We start from the raw sequence: 20,845 nt of genomic DNA, 5'->3' as shown, positions 1-20,845 counted from the left end.
CGAACCAAGCCCCGCAGCGGAGATGTTCGCGAGCAAGCTCGCTCCTACAAAAAAGCGGCGACGCGGTTCAGCCGCCGATCAGATGCTTGAGCGGGTGGTAATCCGCCTTCAGGTTCCCCGCCGCCTTGAGGATGGCCTGCTCGATGGCGTTCAGGTGCATGCAGGTCAGTTCGATGGCCGCCGCCTGGTTGCCCGCCTCGATGAACTCGATCAGCCGCAGGTGCTCGTTGCCCCGGCAGGTTTCGTGGTGCTCGTCGTCCAGGGTGGTGGCGTAGAGCGAGGCGCGCTCGATCAGCTTGCGGAAGAAGTCCAGCAGCACCGGGTTGTTCAGCGCCGCCGCGAGCTTCAGGTGGAACTCGCCGAGCAGGTGGACGAACTGTGCATGGTCATGGTCGTGGGCCGCGTCTTCGAGCGCCACGTGGTCGCGCAGGTCCTGGAAGATCGCGCTGTCGGCGCGCCGGCAGAGTTCGCTGACGATGCCGATCTCGATCAGCCGCCGGGTTTCGAACAGCGAACGGATCTCCTCGTCGCTGGGCAGCGACACCCATGCGCCCTTGTTGAGCGCGGTGGATACCAGTCCGTCGGCCTCCAGTTGCTTGAGCGCCGCGCGCACCGAAGTGCGGCTGACCTTGAACAATTCCGCCAGCGCAGCTTCGCCCAGCTTCATGCCCGGGCGCAGGCTGCGCTTGCTGATTGCCTCGTAAACCCCTTGGTAGACGCGTTCCACCGTGGACTCGGGGTGTTTCTCCGTCATGAGCGACTCCGCCTCTTGCTTGACCCTGGAAAGGATGCCGCAAAACCGTCCGTGCAAAACCAGTTGCAGAAGAAAAATAAACCAGTTATCTCTAGGTTGCATTCAAATATTGCATACAAAAATAAGAGGAATGCACCAAAATGAATCACTCGTCGTCAGTTGAGGTGCGTCGGGTCAGCAAACGCTACACCGACGATCCGAACGTCGCCCCCGCCCTCAACGAGGTATCGGTCGACATTGCCCATAACGAGTTCTTCACCCTGCTGGGGCCGTCCGGCTGCGGCAAGACCACACTGCTACGCAGCATCGCCGGCTTCGAGAACGTCACTTCCGGCGATATCCTCGTCGGTGGCGAGCGGGTCAACGACCTGCCGCCGTACCGCCGTCGCATCAACACCGTGTTCCAGAGCTACGCACTGTTCCCGCACATGACTGTGTCGGAGAACATCGCCTTCGGCCTGGAAATGCAGGGGCTGTCCCGCGGTGAAATCCCCAATCGCGTGAAGGAGATGCTGGCGCTGGTGCAGATGGAGCACCTGGCGCGGCGCAAGCCGGCCGAGCTCTCCGGCGGCCAGCAACAGCGCGTGGCCCTGGCCCGTGCGCTGGCGCCCAAGCCCTCTGTTCTGCTGCTGGACGAACCGCTCTCCGCGCTGGACCTGAAGCTGCGCAAGGAGATGCAGGTCGAGCTCAAGCGCGTGCAGGAAGAGGCGGGCATCACCTTCATCTTCGTCACCCACGACCAGGAAGAAGCGCTGACCCTGTCCGACCGCATCGCCGTGATGTCCCACGGCAACATCATGCAGATCGGCACGCCCAACGAGATCTACGAACGCCCGACCCATCGCTTCGTCGCGCAGTTCATCGGCGATATCAACTTCCTCCCCGGCCAGATGCGCCAGGGCGCCTTCCACCCCAACGCGATGCCGGCGGAAATCCACTGCCAGGTGCCCGAGGGGCTGGACCAGAACAGCGTGCAACTGGCCTTCCGCCCGGAGCGCTCGAAGCTGGTCGACCCGTCCCAGCCGCACCACCTGCGTGCGGTGATCGAGACGGTGATGTACGTCGGCACCGCCACGCTGTACCGCTGCCGCCTGCCCGATGCCTCGCAGATCACCCTGCGCGAGAGTAACGAAGGCGGGCGTGCCCGTGACGTCGGCGAGGCCGTGGCAGTCCACCTGCCGCCCCAGGCCTGCCTGCTGATGGAGGCGTGACCATGACCGAGTCGCCCACCACCCGCCGCCTGTTGCTGCTCAGTCCGGTGGCGCTGACGCTGCTTGGGCTGATCGCCATCCCGCTGTCGATCATGGGTTACATCAGCCTGCTACCGCGCAACGTCTATGGCGGCGTCGACTGGCACGCCAGCTGGCAGCTGCAGAGCTACGTGCAGCTGTTCTTCCAGGAAGACTTCGACGGCAACCTGGAGCTCAACTGGGTCTACGCCCAGGCGCTGCTGCGCTCGTTGTTCCAGGCTGGCGGCACCACGGTGCTGTGCTTCCTCGTCGGTTTCCCGGTGGCACTGTGGATGACCAGCCTCAGCGAGCGCTCGCGCAACCTGATGGTGCTGCTGATCACCATTCCGTTCTGGACCAACCTGCTGATCCGCAACTACGCCTGGCTGATCATCCTCCGCGAGCACGGCTGGATCGCCCAGTCGGTCAACGCGCTGTTCCCCCAGGCGGGTGGCATCACGCTGCTGTACAACGACTTCGCCGTCTGCGTGGGCCTGGTGTACAGCTTCCTGCCGTTCATGATCCTGCCGATCTACTCGACCCTGGAGAAGCTCGACTGGCGTCTGGTGGAGGCCGCCTATGACCTCGGTGCGAACCGCTGGAAGGCGTTGCAGCGGGTGATCCTGCCGCTGTCCATGCCCGGCGTGGTCGCCGGCGCCCTGCTGGTGTTCGTACCGAGCCTGGGCGCTTTCATCACCCCGGCGATCCTCGGCGGCGGCAAGACGCTGATGATCGGCAACCTGATCCAGCAGCAGTTCGGCACCGCGCGCAACTGGCCCCTGGGCGGCTCGCTGTCGTTCCTGCTGCTGGCGATCATGCTCCTCGCACTGATCGCGTTCGCCCTGTATAGCCGCCGCGCCGCCAAGGCCGTCCATCTGGGAGGAGCCAACGCATGATCGCCCAGCACCTGAAGAAACTCCCCGGCACCCGCGAGACCAGTCTGCTGGTGCTGGCCTACCTGTACCTGCCGATCTTTGTGTTGATCGCCTACAGCTTCAACGCCAACCGCTCGGCCACGGTGTGGACCGAATTCTCCTTCGCCTGGTACGGCAAAATCGTCGCCAACCCATCGATCCAGGCGGCTGCGTTCAACTCGCTGGTGGTGGCGGGCTTCGCTACCGTGCTGTCCACCGCGATCGCCCTGGCGGCGGCGCTGGCGACCTCGCGGCCGTTCTACGGGCGGCGCCTGGTGGAGGGCGGGATCAACCTGCCGCTGATCCTGCCGGAGATCGTCATCGCGGTGGCCACGCTGCTGCTGTTCATGTCGCTGGGCATCAAGCTGGGCCTGATGACGGTGATCGTCGCCCACGTCGGCTTCTGCATACCCTTCGCCTACCTGCCGATCCGCGCGCGCCTGAACGACCTGGACAAGAGCCTGCTGGAAGCCGCCGGCGACCTCTACGCCAGCCCCTACCAGGTGTTCCGCCGGGTGACCCTGCCGCTGCTGTGGCCGGCGGTGCTGTCCGGCGGAGTGCTGGCGTTCGTGGTCAGCCTCGACGATTTCATCATGACCTTCTTCGTCGCCGGTCCCGGTTCGACAACGCTGCCGGTCTACATCTTCTCGGCCATCAAGGCCGGGGTAACGCCCGAGATCAATGCGATCTCGACCCTCATGCTGGTGATTTCCATCGTCCTCGTGGTGCTGTCGTACTGGCTCGGCCAGCGCGGTAAACCCGATGCCTGATAACGACTGTCGACCCTGACCTTTTGCTTTTGGACTTTTCTTTCGGAGAACGCCATGAAGTTGAACGCCCTGCGTCACGGCCTTGCCGGTTTGTCCCTCACTCTGTTGGCCGCCGGCATCGCCCAGGCCGAGGAGCCCAAACAGCTGTTCTTCTACAACTGGACCGACTACTACCCGGTGGAACTGTTGGCCAAGTTCGAGAAGGAGACCGGCATCAAGGTCACCATGGATGGCTATGACAGCAACGAGACGCTGCTGGCCAAGTTGCAGGCCGGCGGCGCCGCGTACGACGTGATCGTGCCGTCGCACTCGATCATGCAGACGCTGATCAACCAGAACCTGCTGCTGGAGATCGACACGCCCAAGCTCGCCAACTTCCAGTACGTGAAGCCGGCCTTCCGTGATCCTGCCTTCGACCCGGGCCGCAAGTACTCGGCGCCCTATCTGTGGGGCTCCACCGGCTTCTCCTACGACAGCGCGCGGGTGCCGGGCGGCAAGCTGGATGATTCGTGGAAGGAGTTCTTCGAACCGCGTCCGGAACTGCAAGGCCAGGTCGCGGCGCTGGATACCCCGAGCAGCCTGATCAACGCCGCCGCGCACTACCTGAACGTCGACGAGTGCACCGAGAGCCCGCAGGACGCCAAGAAGATTCTCGAACTGCTGCAGAAGCAGAAGCCCTTCCTGAAGATGTACAGCTCGGACAACACCGTGGACCGCATGGCCTCCGGTGAGGTGGTGCTGATGCAGAACTGGAACGGCTCCACCGCTCGCGCCACCTTGCAGAAGAACACCATCAAGTACGTCTACCCGCGTGAGGGCGTGGCGTCCTTCCAGGACAACTTCGCGGTGCCGAAAAGCGCGCCGCACCCGGAAAACGCCAAGGTCTTCATCAACTGGATGATGAAGCCGGAGAACGCCGCCGCGGTGACCAACGCCATCGCCTATTCCAACGGCATCGAGACCGACAAGCTGCTCGACGCCAAGTGGAAGGTGATGGACGCCATCAACATGCCGCCTGAGTTCGCCGAGCGCCTGCGCCTGGAAAAGGAATGCAGCAACAAGTCCCGCGAGTTGCAGGACCGCATCTGGTCCAAGCTCAAGGGCTGACACAACTGATCTTCGCAAGAGCGCCCTCACCCTAACCCTCTCCCGCAAGCGGGAGAGGGAACCGGTCGGTGCAGGATGAAACCCAGGCGTCAGCCGGCACGTACTGCTCCCTCTCCCTGAAGGAGAGGGCTGGGGTGAGGGGGAATGCATCGGCACTGAGTTTCCCGACGGAAGCCGCCGCTCTTGGAGTTTCCAATCGATTTCGAGGTCCCCATGACCGACAGCTACTGGCTGCGCAACATCCGTCCGCTGGGCAACGCAGCGGCAGACTTCCTCATCCGTGACGGCCGCATCGCCGAGCGCCGCCCCGCGAGCAACACTGCGCCGCAATCCGGCGACATCGACGGCGCCGGCCAGCTCCTGCTGCCGCCGCTGGTGGAAAGCCACTGCCACCTGGACAAGACCCTCTGGGGCCAACCCTGGCGCCCCAACAGCGCCGGCCCCACGCTCAAGGACTACATCGCCAACGAGCGCCGCGTGCTGCGTGAGATCGAGGCGCCCATCGCCGCCCGTGCCGGCGCGCTGCTGGAGCAGTGCATCGCCCGCGGCTCGCTGACCTTCCGCTGCCACGTCGACATCGACCCCGAACTGGGCCTGCGTCACGTCGAGGCCATGATGGTGCTGCGCGAGCGCTATGCCGACCTGATCGACATGGAGTTCGTGGTCTTCCCGCAGACCGGCCTGGTGAGCCGCCCGGGCACCGCAGAACTGATGCGCGAAGCCCTGCAGATGGGGGTGGAAAACGTCGGCGGTCTCGACCCCTGCGGCATCGACGACGACCCCATCGCCCAGCTCGATATCGTCTTCGGCCTGGCGGTTGAGTTCGGTCGTGGCGTGGACATCCACCTGCACGACAAGGGCGAGCTGGGCCTCTGGCAGATCGCCCGCATCGCCGACTACACCGAACGCCACGGCCTGCAGGGCAAGGTCATGATCAGCCACGCCTACTGCCTGGGCATGGCGCCCTGGGAGCAGGTGAAGCCGCTGGCAGATCGTCTCGCCAAACTGAAGATTTCCCTGATGAGCTCCGCGCCAGCCGATACCCCGGTGCCGCCGTTCCTCGCCCTGCGCGAAGCCGGCGTGAACCTGTGCCTGGGCAGCGACGGCATCCGCGATGCCTGGTCTCCCATGGGCAACGGCGACATGCTCGAACGCGCCATGCTCCTCGCCTTCCGCTTCGACCTGTGCAAGGACGACGACCTCGCCGCCGCCTTCGGCGCCGCGACCGCCAACGGCGCCCGCGCGCTGGGCCGCGAGCCGGCGCGTATCGATGTCAGCGCAGCGGCGGACTTCCTCCTGCTGCCGGTGCAGACCCTCGGCGAAGCCGTGGTCGCGCGCCCGGCGCAGCGCCAGGTATTCAAGGCCGGCAAGCTGATTGCCGAGAATGGTCGCCTGCTGGAGTCGCGTCTGTGAGTGCTCCACGCATCGGCCTGAAAGCCAGCTTCGTCGTCGGCTTCGACGGCAGGCAGCACGTGCTGTGGCGCCATGGCGAAGTGGTGTTCGAGGGAGGGAAAATCGTTTTCGTTGGGCGCGGCTTTCCCGGCGAAGTCAGCCAGTGGATCGACTACGGCCACGCGCTGATCGGCCCCGGCTTCATCGACCTCGACGCCCTCGGCGATCTCGACTCCACGGTGCTCACCCTGGACAACGGCGCCGAGTGGAACATGGGCCGTGTCTGGTCCGAGGATTACCTGCGCGCCGGGCCGACCGACTGCTACAGCCCGGACGAGGAACTGTTCAAGTACCGCTACGCCTTCACCCAGCTGATCCGCAATGGCATCACCACGGCAATGCCGATCACCTCGATGTACTACCGGCGCTGGGCCGAGCACTACGACGAATTTGCCGGGGTCGCCGCGCTCTCCGGCGAACTCGGCCTGCGCACCTACCTCGGCCCCTGCTACATGAGCGGCATGACCTACGCCTGCGCCGACGGCAGCCCGGCGCAGCATTGGGACGAAGCCGCCGGCCTTGCGGGGCTGCGCGAAGCCGAGCGCTTCTTCCGTGATTTCGACGGTGCCCACAACGGACTGGTGCGCGGCGCGCTGCTGCCCGACCGCATCGAAACCTGCACGCCCGCCTTGCTGGAGCGCACCGCCGCCGTCCAGCGCGAACTGAGTGCACCGCTGCGCCTGCACTGCTGCCAGTCGCGCTACGAAGTGGAGCTGGTGCGCCGACTGCGCGATACCTCGTCGCTGCAATGGCTGGACAGCTACGGCCTGCTCAATCCGCGCAGCGTGCTGCCCCACGGCATCCTGCACAGCGGTGAGCACGAGTTGCAGCGTCTCGCGGACACGGGTGCAAGCCTGGTGCACTGCCCTGTGGTGTTCGCCCGCGAAGGCGACGCGCTGGACTCCTTCGGCAGTTACCGCGCACGCGGCATCAACCTTGCCATGGGCACCGACACCTTCCCGGCGGACATGCTCGACAACCTGCGCCAGGGCCTGAACATCGCGCGGGTGAAGGAGGGCGATGCAGAACACACGCGCATGCTCGACCTCTACAACGCGGCGACCCTGGGCGGCGCCCGGGCGCTGGGTCGCGACGATCTCGGCCGCCTCGCCCCCGGCGCTCGCGCGGACATCACCGTGTTCCGCCTCGGAGCCTTCCACCAGGGGCCGTTCTTCGACCCGCTGAAGAACCTGTTCACCGCCGGTTGTGGCGACGACTGCATTGCCAGCTTCATCGACGGTCGCAGCGTGATGCAGGACGGCCAGGTGATCGGTAGCGATTACGCCGACCTGCAGCACCGCGCCGACACCCTGTTCCAGAAGCAGATGCAACACCACGCCGAGCGCGCCTTCGGCAACCCGCCGTGGCGCACGCTGTTCCATTCCGCGATTCCCTTTGCCGACGCCTACAGCGCCGACGCACCCCTGCTCGACGCCCACGCACCGAACCGTCTTTTGGAAACCTAAGCCTGAAGGATCACCCCATGCTCAGCTTCGACTTCCAGCAGCTGTCCGCCCGCGAGAAATACAAGATCCTCATCGGCAGCGTGGTGCCCCGGCCCATCGCCCTGGTCACTACGATCGACCCGCAGGGCCGTGCCAATGCCCCGCCCTTCAGCTTCTTCAACGCACTTTCGGCCGACCCGCCGATCCTTGCCCTGGGCGTGGAAAACTACAGCGACCTCAGCCCCAAGGACACCACGCTGAACATCCGTCACAACCAGGAGTTCACCGTGAACATCGTCTCCGATGCACTGGTGGAAGCCATGAACGTCTGCGCAGTGCCTTTCGAGCCGGGTTTCGACGAACTGGTCGCGGCCGGCCTCACCGCCATCCCTGGCACCCGAGTCGGTTGCCCGCGGATCGGCGAGGCGCCGGTAGCGCTGGAGTGCCGGCGGATGATGGCACTGTCCATCGGCCAGTCGCGGGAGATCATCCTCGGTGAAGTGCTGATGGCCCATGTGCGCGACGACTTGATCGACCCGGCGACGCTCTACATCGACCAGCTAGGCCTCGATGCCATCGGGCGTATGGGTGGGCATGGTTATGCGCGCACACGGGAGTATTTCGATCTGCCGACGCGTTCGTTGAAGCAGTGGGTGGAGGCTCCTGGCACGGGAGAGCGTCTCTGGGTTCAGTCCGGAGAACTGGCCTGATCTTGCAGGCGTGGGCCATGTCCGCGACTGCACGCGGCGCCCGCTCGCAGAGGTTGTCTACTTGGCCATGTTAGCGCGTCCGAGGGCGGCTTGCTTATCGCTGGCGTTGTCACAAGATATGACACGTCTCGTGTCGCTCAGGAGGAATCAGACGAGCGGTTATCAGAAAATCTACCCTTGGAATAGTCGTTATTTTATTAATTTTTAACGATATTTATCGGTATTTTCGAGATTTTTCCGTATTTTTCAGAAGAAGGCTCGGGCCTGGTAGTGGGGGTAAAAATATCTGAGGCTTTCACGGTTTCTTAACGAGTTCTTAAGAATTTTCTGAGGCCGTGCTAACCTTGCCCGCGTTTTGTGTAGTGGCTTTTTGATGGTGCTTATTTAGAGGACAGCTCGCTTCGGCGAGTGTTATTCAGGGACGAAGATCAGTGGCGGTGCTATTCCAGCCTCCTGGCGTCGACATGCCGAGCAGCCAGGCGTTTTCCCGAGAGCTCAGTCTCCCGGAAACTCCCCTTGTCGCTATTCTCATGTGCACTTACAACGGTGCCCAGTTCCTCGCCCAGCAGCTCAATTCATTCGAGCAGCAGGCGTATCGCAACTGGTCGCTGCACGTTTCCGACGACGGTTCGGTGGATGGCACGCACGCGGTACTGCGGACTTATGCCGAGGTGTGGGGCGATCACAGACTCAGGGTCGTCGGTGGGCCGCAGGCAGGCTTTGCCCGTAACTTCCTTTCCCTGACGTGTCGGGCCGATATCGTGGCGGACTATTTTGCCTGGTCCGATCAGGACGATATCTGGAGCGCCGAAAAGCTGCAGGTCGCGGTCGACTGGCTGCGCAACATTCCATCGGAGGTGCCTGCGCTTTACTGCGGGCGTACTCAGATCATCTGCGAAGAGGGGATCCCTCTCGGGTTGTCACCGAACTTTTCGCTTCCGCCGCATTTCAAGAACGCCCTGGTGCAGAGCATTGGGGGCGGCAACACCATGGTGTTTAATCAGGCTGCACGGGCGCTGATCATGGAGGCCGGTGCCGACTTGAGCGTGCCTTCCCACGACTGGTGGTGCTACCAGCTGATCAGCGGGGCGGGAGGCGTCGTTCATTACGATCCGCAGCCTCGGGTGTTCTACCGGCAGCATGGCAAGAACGTGATCGGCAGCAACTCGGATTGGTGCGCTCGCCTCCGGCGCCTGGCCATGGTCCTCCAAGGGCGCTTCTACGAGTGGAGCGCTCAGAACATTCGGGCTCTTGAGTCGATGAGCCATCGGCTGAACAAGGACCACCGCAAGACTCTCAAGCTGTTCAAGGTTGCACGCAAACGACGCCTGCCTGGCCGGATCGCCTGCATCCTGAAGGCCGGACTGCACCGGCAAACGCTTCTGGGCAACCTTGGATTGCTTCTCGCGATACTACTGAAAAAGATCTGATCACATGACAATTCTGGTAACTGGTGGTGCCGGTTTCATCGGCGCCAACTTCGTGCTCGACTGGATCGCCCAGTCGGATGAGACCGTCATCAACCTGGACAAGCTGACCTACGCGGGCAACCTGGCAAACCTCGCCAGCCTGGAGGGCGATGAGCGGCACGTCTTCGTGCATGGCGACATTGCCGACAGTTCGCTGCTGCAGACGTTGCTGAGCAAGCACCGCCCGCGGGCTATCGTCAATTTTGCGGCTGAATCCCACGTCGATCGCTCCATCCACGGCCCGGAAGATTTCATCCAGACCAACATTGTCGGGACATTCCGCCTGCTCGAGGCGGTACGTGCCTACTGGAATGGGTTGGAGGACGATGAAAAGGAAAAGTTCCGCTTCCTGCATGTCTCGACTGACGAAGTATATGGTTCGCTGGCCATCGACGCTCCGGCATTCACCGAGCAGCACCAATACGAACCGAACAGCCCATATTCGGCGAGCAAGGCCGCGAGCGACCATCTGGTCCGGGCCTATCACCACACCTACGGCCTGCCGGTGCTCACCACCAACTGCTCGAACAACTACGGTCCTTATCACTTCCCGGAAAAGCTCATTCCGCTGATGATCGTCAATGCCCTGGCGGGCAAGGCGCTGCCGGTATACGGCGATGGCCAGCAGATTCGCGACTGGCTGTATGTGAAGGATCATTGCAGCGCCATTCGCCGAGTGCTCGAGGCTGGCGTGGTCGGTGAGGTCTACAACGTCGGTGGCTGGAATGAAAAGCCCAACCTGGAAATCGTCAATCGTGTTTGCGCGCTGCTGGATGAGCTGCGCCCGCGTGCTGACGGCAAGGGCTATAGCGAGCAGATCACCTATGTTACCGATCGCCCTGGCCATGACCGCCGTTACGCAATCGACGCTCGCAAACTCGAACGCGAGCTAGGCTGGAAACCGGCCGAAACCTTCGAGACCGGCATCCGCAAGACGGTCGAGTGGTACCTAGCCAACCAGGCCTGGGTCGAGAACGTGCAGTCCGGCCAGTATCGCGAATGGGTAGAGAAGAACTACTCCGAGCGCAGCGCATGAAAATCCTCCTGCTGGGCAAGAATGGCCAGGTGGGCTGGGAGCTTCAGCGCAGCCTGGCGCCGTTGGGAGAGCTGCTCGCGCTGGACTCGCGCAGCGCCGACTATTGCGGCGACCTGGCCGACCTTGAGGGACTGGCCGGGACGCTGGCGCGCTATGCGCCGGACGTTGTCGTCAATGCGGCGGCCTATACCGCTGTGGACAAGGCTGAATCCGAGCCGCTGCTGGCCCAGCGGGTGAATGCCGAGGCGCTGCGCGTGATGGCCGAGTTCGCCGTTCGCAGCGATGCGTTGTTGGTGCATTACTCGACTGACTATGTGTTCCCCGGTCATGGCCAGACGCCCTGGCGTGAAGTCGACGATGTCGCACCACTGAATGTCTACGGCCAGAGCAAGCTGGCTGGCGAGCAGGCAATCCAGGCGACTGGCTGTCAGCACTTGATCTTCCGCACCAGTTGGGTCTACGCCGCCCGCGGCAGCAATTTCGCCAGGACCATGCTGCGCTTGGCGAAAGAGCGCGACGCCTTGGGTGTGATCGACGATCAGTTCGGTGCACCCACCGGCGCCGAGCTGATCGCCGATGTCACCGCACACGCCATCCTTGCGACCCGGCGTGACCCCGCGCTGGTCGGGTTGTACCACCTGGCCGCGGGCGGCGAGACCAGCTGGTGTGGCTATGCCCGTTTCGTCCTCGAGCAGGCCGCTGCGGCGGGCGTCGAGTTGAAAGTGACGGCCGAGGCCGTCAACGCGCTAGACACAGATGCCTACCCACTACCCGCCAAGCGCCCGGCGAATTCCCGCCTGAATACCGAAAAACTGCAAAAGGCCTTTTCGCTGAATCTCCCCGATTGGCAACTCGGGGTAGCACGGATGCTGAAGGAAATTATCGAGAAGCAATGATGAGCAAACGTAAAGGAATCATCCTGGCCGGCGGGTCGGGCACCCGGCTGCACCCGGCAACCCTGTCGATCTCCAAGCAATTGCTGCCGGTGTACGACAAACCGATGATCTACTATCCGCTGACCACACTCATGCTGGCCGGAATCCGCGACATCCTGATCATCTCCACGCCGCAGGACACGCCGCGCTTCGAGCAACTGCTGGGTGACGGCCATCGCTGGGGTGTGAATATCTCCTACGCGGTGCAGGCGTCGCCGGACGGCCTGGCCCAGGCATTCCTGATTGGCGAGCAATTCATCGGCAACGACCCGTCGGCACTGGTGCTGGGCGACAACATTTTCTATGGCCACCATTTCAGTGAATTGCTCGAAAGCGCCTCCGCGCGTGAGCAGGGCGCTACCGTATTCGCCTACCACGTGACCGACCCCGAGCGCTACGGTGTGGTCGAGTTCGATGACCAGGGCAAGGCCATCAGCCTGGAAGAAAAGCCGCTACAACCCAAGTCCAACTATGCCGTTACCGGCTTGTATTTCTACGACCAGCAGGTTGTGGAAATCGCCAAGAGCATCAAGCCCTCCGCACGTGGCGAACTGGAGATCACGGATGTCAACCGGATCTATCTGGAGCAGGCAAACCTGTCGGTGGAGATCATGGGCCGTGGCTACGCCTGGCTGGACACCGGGACCCACGACTCGCTGCTGGAAGCGAGCCATTACATCGCAACCATCGAGCATCGCCAGGGCCTGAAGGTCGCCTGTCCCGAAGAGGTGGCCTTCCGTCAGCAGTGGATTACCTCGCAGCAACTGGAAGACCTCGCGGCACCAATGCTGAAGAACGGTTATGGCCAGTATCTCAAGCGCCTGCTTCAGGAGACGATCTACGGATGAAAGCGATCCAGATGGCCATCCCGGACGTGGTGCTGTTCGAACCCCGGGTATTTGGCGACGAGCGCGGCTTCTTCTTCGAGAGCTTCAACCAGAAGGTTTTCGACGAAGTGGTCGGACGCCCTGTGACGTTCGTCCAGGACAATCACTCGCGTTCGGTCAAGGGCGTGCTGCGCGGCCTGCATTATCAGATGCAGCAGCCCCAGGGCAAGCTGGTGCGCGTGGTGCAGGGCGAAGTGTTCGATGTGGCCGTGGATATCCGTCGCGGCTCGCCGACCTTCGGTCAATGGGTCGGTGCCCACCTGTCTGCCGAGAACAAGCATCAGCTGTGGGTGCCTGAAGGCTTTGCCCATGGCTTCGTGGTGCTCTCCGAAACCGCCGAGTTCCTCTACAAGACCACCGACTACTACGCCCCGGCGCATGAGCGTTGCATTGCCTGGAACGATCCGCGGATTGGTATCCAATGGCCGTTCGAAGGCGAGCCGCAGCTGTCGGCGAAGGATCAGTTGGGCAAGCAGTTGGCTGAGGCGGACGTGTTCGAGTCTTTGGAAAGCTGAAACGAAGGTATCGGTCGATCAGACGCAGGGCGCTCGCCCTGCGTTTTGCGTACTTCACTATATGACTCAGATCGAAAATCTCTCTCCTGCGCAGGCGTTCGAGCTGGCAATGGAGTCAATGCGTCAGAAACGCTGGGTCGAGGCCGCAACGCTTTGGCAGGCTTTTCGTCAGCAGTACAGCGGCCATCCCGCACCTTGGTTGCAAGGGGCTGTCAGTCTGATGCGCCAAGGGCAATACGCGGCTGCCGATGAGCTACTGGGGCACGCGCGGATGTGCTTTGCCCAGCATGCGGCCACCTGGTTGATCTGTGCCGAGTGGGCGCGCCTGCAGGGCGATCTGCGGCAAGAGGCTGAGTTCCTGATGCAGGGACGTCAGCTACTGGGGGACCAGTGGCAGCTGTTGTGCCAGACGGCCGACCTTGAAATGCGCCGCGGCGACCATGCGCAAGCCCAGACCCTCAATCAGTTGGCCCAGGAGAATGCTCCCGAGCGCTCCGAACCGGCAATCCAGACGGCTGAATTTGCCGAAAAGCTCGGTGATTGGGAACAGGCAAAACAACGTTGGCGGCGTGTGATCGAGCTGAAGCCGGATTACGCCCGTGGTTATTTGCAGATTGCCAACGCCTGCAAAATGCAGGGTGATCTGGTGACTGCCCGCCGTTATCGCCTGGCTTCGCAATACGGTCCCGAGATCTTGAACGCAGTGGCGCCCTCGGTGCAGGCAGAGCCTGCGCGTCGCGGCGGCGTCCAGCGTGGGCATGGGCTCAACCTCATGGGGCTGGTGTTCACCAAGGCAATATTGAACCTCAAGTCCGAGGCCGCAAGGACACACCTGAACCATGCCTGGGTGGTCATCGAGCCACTGCTGCACCTGGTGATCTACTATTTCCTGTTCGGCAAGCTGCTCAACGCCGGCGTCGAAAACTATGGGTTGTTCCTGCTCTGCGGCCTGGTGCCGTGGATGTGGTTCAGCAAGGCAATCTCGACGTGTGCAACGAGCATCCTGGGCGGGCAGTCGCTGATGCTGAACAGCAATGTGCCTCCAGCCTTTTTTCCGTTGGTCAGTGTCGTGCAGTCAACTCTCAAACAACTGCCGGCGTTGTTGCTGTTGCTATTGCTGGGGATGGCGACCGATCCGAAGACGCTCAGTTGGGCCTTGTTGTACTTGCCCGTGATAATCCTGGTGCAGTTCGCACTCACTATTGTTCTGGGCATGCTGATCGCCGCAGTAGTGAGCATAGTGCGTGATCTGGCCAACCTGGTCGGCACCGGCTTGATGCTGTTGATGTTCCTGTCCGGCGTCATCTACCAGTACCAGACCCTCTCCGGCACCATCGGTCATTGGGTCGAATTTAACCCCATGACCCTGGTCATTGCGGCTTATCGCGAAGTGATACTTCAGGGCCAGGCGCCCGCTGGCGCTAACTTGGCATACGTGCTGGCCGTGGCACTCTCTGTGGGCCTGGTGGTGGCAGCGGTCTACAAGCATCAGCGGCGCAATTTCGTGCGCAGAGGGATGTCATGAGCAAGACATTCCTCTCACTACAGGATGTCGGTGTCCGTTTCAAGCTGGTTGGGCAAGGTGGGCGAGCGAGCTACTTCGAGCCGTTGCGCGGCATCAACCTCGATGTCTATGCCGGCGAAACACTTGGCGTGCTTGGTATGAATGGCGCGGGAAAATCCACGCTGCTGAAAATCATGTCCGGCGCGCTGAAGCCGGACAGCGGCAGTCTGACGAACCATGGTGCCTCGGTCTCCCTGCTGGCTCTGCAGGCCGGCTTCGACAGCAATCTCAGTGGGCGGGACAACGCCATCTTTGGCGGCATGCTGCTGGGATATACCAAAAAGCAAATTCTGCAACGGCTTGATGAAATAAAGGAGTATTCCGAGCTCGGTGATTATTTCAACGAGCCGGTCCGTAATTACTCCACAGGCATGGCCTCACGCCTCGGTTTTGCCATTAGTACGACCATAAGTCCCGATGTTCTGCTAGTCGATGAAGTGTTGAGTGTCGGGGACGCCGGTTTCAGGAAGAAAGCCGAGCGTACCATGATGCAGAAGATTGCCTCGGGGCAGACGGTCGTACTGGTCTCGCACTCAAGAAGTCAAATAGAAAACCTATGTGATCGTTGCGTGATCTTGCAGGATGGGCATGTCATTACCGGCGGATCGGTAAATGAAGTACTATCGATTTATGACGAAATAGTTCGTGCGAAATAATTGTTTTTTGAGGGAGTGTATGAAGTCGTTCGTTTATTTGATTCCGTTTTCGCTCGCGTTGGCCATGACGGGTTGCGGTTCCGACGAGGCTGAGGCCGTCGCAGTGATAACGTCAACTCATACCTGTCACTTGGATCTAATCAACGGCAATCAGGAAACTTTGGTGCGATTGACGCCAGGACAGTTAAGTATGCGCGGTTGGGCGTTCGACAGGGGCACTATGACCGCGCCTTCGAATGTAGAGGTTGTGCTCAAGGATAGTCAGGGTAATGCCTATAACTTCCCGGGAAGCAAGCGTGATGAACGCCCTGATGTGGCCAAGGCCTACAAGAAGGAAGATATCAGGAACGCTGGTTTTCAGCTCGTTGCCGACGCCTCGGCGTTGCCGCACGGCATCTATAGCATCATGGTGAAGATGTCCGAAGGCAAGCGCACCGTACAGTGCGATATCAAGAAGAACTTGATTTTCATCTGATAACGGCCCGGAAGTTTGGCTGAAGGAAATTTAGGATGGGTATCCTGCAGAATGTCAAAAACCGCCTGCTCTATCCGGCGGCCTATGCCTATGTATCGTTGCAATCGGAGCTGAACAGGCTGAAGAGCATCGGCAAGAAAGATAAGGTGGTTTTTGCTAATCCTTATCAGGGCGAAAAGATTCTCTTGATTGCGCTGTTCGAAAAGGGCGAGATCCGCCAGGACATCCTGAGCCTGCTGGCCAGCGCCAAGCGTCAGGGAATTTACGTTCTGTGTGTTAACACGCTGAAGATTGGAAGTCCTGCACAGTACGGCGATGTCATCGATTGCTACATCGAGAAGCATAACTTCGGGCGTGATTTCGGGAGCTACCAGACGGGTTTCAATTACCTGTACAAGCAGGGGCTTGCCGAGCAGTGCCCGCGGTTATTGATGCTCAATGACAGCGTCTTCTACAGCGAACTGAAGAACTGTGCATTCCTCAAGGACATGTTCGATTCGCCTGTCGAGGCACTGGGCGGCACGGAGAACTTCGAAATCGAGCACCACCTTGGGTCGTTCTGCATTGCCTTTGCCGGTACCGTTCTGCGACACCCTAAATTGCGCAAGTATTGGGCCAAATACAAGTGCTCCGATGTTCGCCCGCTGGTGATCAAACGGGGGGAAATGGAGTTGTCCAAGACGCTGCGCTCTTGCGTCAGCTCGCCGGAGAACTTCCGCGCCCAATATGATGTCGCTGCGGCGTCAGCGTACCTCAGGGCCAACCCCGAGGTCCTCAATGGCATCCATGCGCTGGTTCGGGAGGACGTCAATCCGGAGTTTCGCAGTTTCTCGTTCGGCCATATATCCGAGAAAATCGTGGCCAAATACCTGCACAACACGGCCAGCCTGATAGGTGTCAACCTCGAAGGCAGCGAACTGGAGAAGCTCGAGAGCCTGCCTGTGCACTATGCAGAAAGCATCGATGACTTCAGCCGATTCATCGGTGCCAGCGTGATTGGTGGCGAACACGTCGGCGACGCGCTGGCCGAGTCTCTGAGAAGCGAGGCGCTGTATGCATTCCTCGACTTTTTCATCAAAGGTTCGCAAGTTCACCAGAACGGTATCTTCCTGCACCGCATCGGCTTGCCGTTTATCAAGTTGGATGGCCTGTACCGTGGCGCGTTCTCGGTGCGCGACGTGGAAATCATTTCCGATGATCTGGGGGAAGAGCAAGCCGTCAGGTTCCGCCGGCTGATGTATGCCAGACCCTTTGGGCGCAACACCCTTTTCGGTTGGAAGCGTGCTGCGTTCGAGCGGGGATTGATCTGATCAAAACGGGCTAAGGGTCCATTTATTCACTGCGGCTGGAGAAACATTGTGATATCGGAACTGGTGGAGATTTCAGTGCATGATGACGTCGCCGTGGAAGGGGTGGGCGCAATAGCTAACTCATGCATGGATTTTCCCCGAGACCGGCAGTTGTGTACTGGAAAGTTATTAATTTCCGGCTGGGTTTTGACCACTGATGCTGCAGGTCCGGCGAATATGGTAATTCGTAGCGGCAATAGTGAGATAATTCGAGAGCTTACCATAGAGCGGCGTGACGTAATCCGAAGGGTACTAGGTGTTGACGACGCTTCGCAGGTTGGTCATCCACAGTTGAAGTGCGGCTTTAGTATTGAAGTCGATATGCAGTTCGATCAGCCCACGCTCGTTTCGCTTCAGCTCAATGGGATCGAGTACCTTTGGAAAACAATCAATTTGAAACCTACGGGTATCGATGCCAATGGCGTGGCGCAAATTTGGTCTGCTTATTGCCATGGCAAGCAGCTTGAACCAGATGCTGGAGTGTCAGTCAATCAGTTAGATCGTCTTGATGATACGATGTTGCAAGCTTTGCTCTTTGAACAAACAGGAGAGTATCTGACCAAGGACATTCTCAGGGGCATGGACATTGCGGGCCTGGAGCGATGCCGAGGATTTTTGCAATACGTAACCCGAGAAGAGTTTTGCATTGATGCGGTGCAGTCTGCATTGACTAAAGGTGCTGTCATTGTTCCCGATCCATTTGGCTATGGTATGGCCTTCTCGGACGAGAGCTATCTTTTTAGCGATCAGATAAACGTACTGAAGTTTCTCTCATCGACAGGGGAAGTCTTCTTCCTGTTTCAGCATGTTGGTTCTGCCGATGCGCTCTATTTTCCGACTCGGCGCGCTATTGTGCTTGCTCATCATGTCAACTCCGCACAGGTGAAAAATTTCGTTTATAGATTTATCAGGAACTTGAGTCGTGTTGCTGAGTACAGTTTCGGTAGTAGACGTTTCCTCGGAGTAATTGCTTCGCACGCCCGTCCTTACCACTTTTATTACGATGTGGCTCCGGCGATGAGTGACTTGAATCAGGCTGGTGTTCTAAAGAATGTTGCGCAGGTTGTTTATTATGCGGGCGGCGATTTTTGCTCATTCAAAGATTTATATAAGCTCGATGCAGTTGAGTGTCGATTGACGCCTGATGAGCTGTGGTCGCGCAATGTGATTGAGCGTGGTTTCTATTTTCATGTGGGCATGGTGTTTGACCAAGGGCGGTTGAAGAGTACATCGCGGTTTGATAGTGAGTTCAATACTTATTCGAGACAGCAGTTTAGCCAACAGCAGGCAAATGCACCTATAGACTTGCTGTCGTGTTATCCGCTGGTCTGGTTCGGCATCACAGTTGAGAAACGTTCCTGGATCGAGCAGGTAGAGGCGGCCGTTGGCCTGTTGACGGAATTGAAGAAGTCCTACCCGAATGTTGGTGTTGTATTTGATGGTTGGACCTCTCCCCTTCACCCCACAGCCAGGGATCTTGAAGAGACTGCAAAGGACAGTGGCGTGGTGGAGAAGATCGTTGCTCAACTCGACCCCGGCATCAGAGTGTTCAGCGTCGTTGGCGCAGACAGCGTGCAGAAAATTTTCTTCGGCAAGTGCGCTGACGTCTACGTTGGAAATTCGGGGACCGGCGGGCTGCATGTGGCCCGATTTGCGGGTTGTCCGGGGGTTGCACACTTGAACACGCAAATGATCGATGTCGATTACCACATTCGCAAGCGTACGCGCCTGGTGGACAAGTCGCTGATCGTCGATCAACCCGATATAGCCGGGCGACGGATGGATTTCATCAGTTACAGTCTCGACTGGCGCGTAGTCTACAAGGAAGTTCGCGACATCTTACTCGGGGTTTCGGTATGAAGACTTGCACAGTTATCGATTGCACACTACGTGATGGTGGTTATTACAACAACTGGAACTTCCCCCCCGAGGTTGTGCAAAGTTACCTCCACGCGATGGTCGCGGCTAATGTTCAAATCGTCGAGCTCGGGTTGCGCTCGCTCAATAACAAGGCGTTCAAAGGTGCGAGCGCATTCACTACGGATGCCTATCTTCGCAGCTTGAACATCCCCGACGCCTTGACTGTGGCGGTCATGATCAACGCCGTTGAGCTTCTATCCGGCGACACGTCGCTTGAATTGACTCTGGCTCGTCTGTTCCCGGAAGGTGCAGACACCAGCCCAGTTTCGCTGGTACGCATTGCCTGCCACGTCCATGAGTTCGAGCGATCGCTGCCGGCGGCTGCCTGGCTCAAGGCGAGAGGGTTCACCGTCGGCTTCAACCTGATGCAGGTGGCTGATCGCCAACAGCCTGAAATCGAGGCGCTTGCCAGGCAGGCCAGCGAATGGCCGCTGGATGTACTCTATTTTGCCGACAGCATGGGCAGCATGAGCCCTGACGATGTTGCTGAGGTGATCGGCTGGTTCCGGGAGTACTGGAAAGGCCCGATGGGTATTCATACCCATGACAATATGGGGCATGCACTGGCCAATACTCTGTGCGCAGCCAATTCTGGCGTGGAATGGCTCGATGCGACGGTCACCGGCATGGGACGTGGTCCGGGAAATGCCAAGACGGAGTTTCTGCTGCTCGAGTTGGGAGACCGTGGAGGCGATCAGGTAAATCTGGTGCCGCTGATGGCGCTTATTGATAGCTACTTCAAGCCTCTTCAGCATGAGTGTGGTTGGGGCACCAATGCCTATTATTACCTGGCGGGTAAATATGGCATCCACCCTACCTACATCCAGGAGATGTTGGCGGATTCGCGTTACAGCGTGGAAGATGTGTTCGCCGTGATCAATCACCTGAAGCTAGAGGGTGGCAAGCGGTTCAGTGCGAACACTTTGGACGCAGCAAGGAACTTCTACAAAGGCCCCCCACGCGGTGCCTGGTCGCCCGAGAGTCTGTTGGGGGGGCGAGAGGTTCTTTTATTGGGTACCGGGCCCGGTGTGTCTGACCACAAGTTGGCGTTGGAGGCCTATATCCGCAAGGCCAATCCCTTCGTCATGGCTCTCAATACCCAATCAACGATCGATTCGGCACTGATCGATGCTCGCGTGGCTTGTCATCCGGTCAGGCTCCTTGCTGACTGCCAGCAGCATACAATGCTGCCGCAACCGCTCATTACGCCGGCCAGCATGTTGCCGGAAAATGTAAAAGCAGCACTGGGCGACAAGCAGGTGCTTGATTTCGGTATCTGCATAAAAGGCAATACGCTTGAAGTCAGTGAGCATCACTGCACTCTGCCGACGCTGTTGGTATTTGCCTATGCCCTGGCAGTCGCCGCGAGCGGCAAGGCGCCGGTGGTTTATCTGGCTGGGTTCGATGGCTACGGTGCGGACGATCCCCGAAGCCAGGAAGTCCAGCAGGTACTGAATACATTTGCGGAGGCAATGCCGGACTTGGAGTTGTGCGCCGTCACTCCTTCCCGCTATACGTTGAAGGCTAAATCGGTTTACGCGATGGATAGTTGAAATGAAGGGTGTGGGTGCCCTGCATGTCTCCACCGGGCAAAGCCGGCTCCAGGCAGGTCGCTGACACCTCATTCTCGACAGGCCCTTGTTTCCAAGGGGTTAAAA

General features: G+C 59.9%; 19 protein-coding genes. 18 read left to right on the top strand and 1 reads right to left on the bottom strand.

Translation table 11 applies throughout. The features are described from left to right. Positions 1-67: 67 nt before the first annotated feature. Entirely contained in the window at positions 68-754 is a 687-nt protein-coding gene (locus ACNFBT_RS12460) for a GntR family transcriptional regulator (protein WP_416749695.1), read from the bottom strand. Positions 755-894: 140 nt separating this feature from the next. Here ACNFBT_RS12460 and ACNFBT_RS12455 point away from each other — a divergent pair, with 140 nt between their 5' ends. The 18 genes from ACNFBT_RS12455 to ACNFBT_RS12370 all read left to right on the top strand — a co-directional run bounded on the left by ACNFBT_RS12455 (position 895) and on the right by ACNFBT_RS12370 (position 20,740). Then, the gene (locus tag ACNFBT_RS12455) at positions 895-1,965 is read left to right on the top strand and encodes an ABC transporter ATP-binding protein (protein ID WP_416749693.1); all 1,071 of its coding nucleotides are present in this window, start codon (positions 895-897) and stop codon (positions 1,963-1,965) included. 2 nt (positions 1,966-1,967) lie between these two features. Then, the gene (locus ACNFBT_RS12450; RefSeq protein WP_416749691.1) at positions 1,968-2,879 is read left to right on the top strand and encodes an ABC transporter permease; all 912 of its coding nucleotides are present in this window, start codon (positions 1,968-1,970) and stop codon (positions 2,877-2,879) included. Beyond that, positions 2,876-3,667: an ABC transporter permease gene (locus tag ACNFBT_RS12445; protein ID WP_416749689.1), complete on the top strand. Its 792-nt coding sequence runs from the start codon at positions 2,876-2,878 to the stop codon at positions 3,665-3,667. Before ACNFBT_RS12450 ends, ACNFBT_RS12445 begins: the two co-directional genes overlap by 4 nt. 54 nt (positions 3,668-3,721) lie before the next feature. Further along, positions 3,722-4,774: an extracellular solute-binding protein gene (locus ACNFBT_RS12440; RefSeq protein ID WP_416749687.1), complete on the top strand. Its 1,053-nt coding sequence runs from the start codon at positions 3,722-3,724 to the stop codon at positions 4,772-4,774. 213 nt (positions 4,775-4,987) lie between these two features. Then, positions 4,988-6,187: an amidohydrolase family protein gene (locus ACNFBT_RS12435; protein WP_416749685.1), complete on the top strand. Its 1,200-nt coding sequence runs from the start codon at positions 4,988-4,990 to the stop codon at positions 6,185-6,187. Next, positions 6,184-7,692: an amidohydrolase family protein gene (locus tag ACNFBT_RS12430; RefSeq protein WP_416749683.1), complete on the top strand. Its 1,509-nt coding sequence runs from the start codon at positions 6,184-6,186 to the stop codon at positions 7,690-7,692. The genes ACNFBT_RS12435 and ACNFBT_RS12430 overlap by 4 nt, the downstream gene beginning before the upstream one ends. 17 nt (positions 7,693-7,709) lie before the next feature. Next, entirely contained in the window at positions 7,710-8,381 is a 672-nt protein-coding gene (locus tag ACNFBT_RS12425) for a flavin reductase family protein (RefSeq protein WP_416749681.1), read from the top strand. Positions 8,382-8,845: 464 nt separating this feature from the next. After that, positions 8,846-9,811 carry a glycosyltransferase family 2 protein gene (locus tag ACNFBT_RS12420; RefSeq protein ID WP_416749679.1) on the top strand — a complete coding sequence of 322 codons (966 nt, stop codon included), beginning with the start codon at positions 8,846-8,848 and terminating at the stop codon, positions 9,809-9,811. Between the two features lie 4 nt (positions 9,812-9,815). After that, positions 9,816-10,886 (top strand): dTDP-glucose 4,6-dehydratase, encoded by a 1,071-nt coding sequence (rfbB, locus tag ACNFBT_RS12415; protein WP_416749677.1) that lies wholly within the window; start codon positions 9,816-9,818, stop codon positions 10,884-10,886. Next, positions 10,883-11,782 carry a dTDP-4-dehydrorhamnose reductase gene (gene rfbD, locus ACNFBT_RS12410; protein ID WP_416749675.1) on the top strand — a complete coding sequence of 300 codons (900 nt, stop codon included), beginning with the start codon at positions 10,883-10,885 and terminating at the stop codon, positions 11,780-11,782. Before rfbB ends, rfbD begins: the two co-directional genes overlap by 4 nt. Beyond that, positions 11,782-12,669: a glucose-1-phosphate thymidylyltransferase RfbA gene (gene rfbA, locus ACNFBT_RS12405; protein WP_416749673.1), complete on the top strand. Its 888-nt coding sequence runs from the start codon at positions 11,782-11,784 to the stop codon at positions 12,667-12,669. Before rfbD ends, rfbA begins: the two co-directional genes overlap by 1 nt. Then, positions 12,666-13,223 (top strand): dTDP-4-dehydrorhamnose 3,5-epimerase, encoded by a 558-nt coding sequence (gene rfbC / locus ACNFBT_RS12400; RefSeq protein WP_416749671.1) that lies wholly within the window; start codon positions 12,666-12,668, stop codon positions 13,221-13,223. Before rfbA ends, rfbC begins: the two co-directional genes overlap by 4 nt. A 61-nt stretch (positions 13,224-13,284) precedes the next feature. After that, complete coding sequence (locus ACNFBT_RS12395) at positions 13,285-14,748, top strand: ABC transporter permease (RefSeq protein WP_416749669.1); 1,464 nt, start codon at positions 13,285-13,287, stop codon at positions 14,746-14,748. After that, positions 14,745-15,443 carry an ABC transporter ATP-binding protein gene (locus ACNFBT_RS12390; protein ID WP_416749667.1) on the top strand — a complete coding sequence of 233 codons (699 nt, stop codon included), beginning with the start codon at positions 14,745-14,747 and terminating at the stop codon, positions 15,441-15,443. The genes ACNFBT_RS12395 and ACNFBT_RS12390 overlap by 4 nt, the downstream gene beginning before the upstream one ends. A gap of 19 nt (positions 15,444-15,462) precedes the next feature. Next, positions 15,463-15,918 carry a hypothetical protein gene (locus ACNFBT_RS12385; protein WP_416749665.1) on the top strand — a complete coding sequence of 152 codons (456 nt, stop codon included), beginning with the start codon at positions 15,463-15,465 and terminating at the stop codon, positions 15,916-15,918. Between the two features lie 35 nt (positions 15,919-15,953). Beyond that, positions 15,954-17,228, top strand: coding sequence for a hypothetical protein (locus ACNFBT_RS12380; RefSeq protein ID WP_416749663.1), 1,275 nt, complete (start codon positions 15,954-15,956; stop codon positions 17,226-17,228). A gap of 48 nt (positions 17,229-17,276) precedes the next feature. Further along, positions 17,277-19,127, top strand: a complete 1,851-nt coding sequence (locus ACNFBT_RS12375) for a hypothetical protein (protein WP_416749661.1) — start codon at positions 17,277-17,279, stop codon at positions 19,125-19,127. Beyond that, positions 19,124-20,740, top strand: a complete 1,617-nt coding sequence (locus tag ACNFBT_RS12370; RefSeq protein WP_416749659.1) for an aldolase catalytic domain-containing protein — start codon at positions 19,124-19,126, stop codon at positions 20,738-20,740. The genes ACNFBT_RS12375 and ACNFBT_RS12370 overlap by 4 nt, the downstream gene beginning before the upstream one ends. Positions 20,741-20,845 lie beyond the last annotated feature (105 nt).

Source organism: Pseudomonas sp. NY15181 (genome assembly GCF_048068055.1).
Classification (GTDB): domain Bacteria; phylum Pseudomonadota; class Gammaproteobacteria; order Pseudomonadales; family Pseudomonadaceae; genus Pseudomonas.
This window is presented reverse-complemented; position numbering and strand designations above follow the sequence as displayed.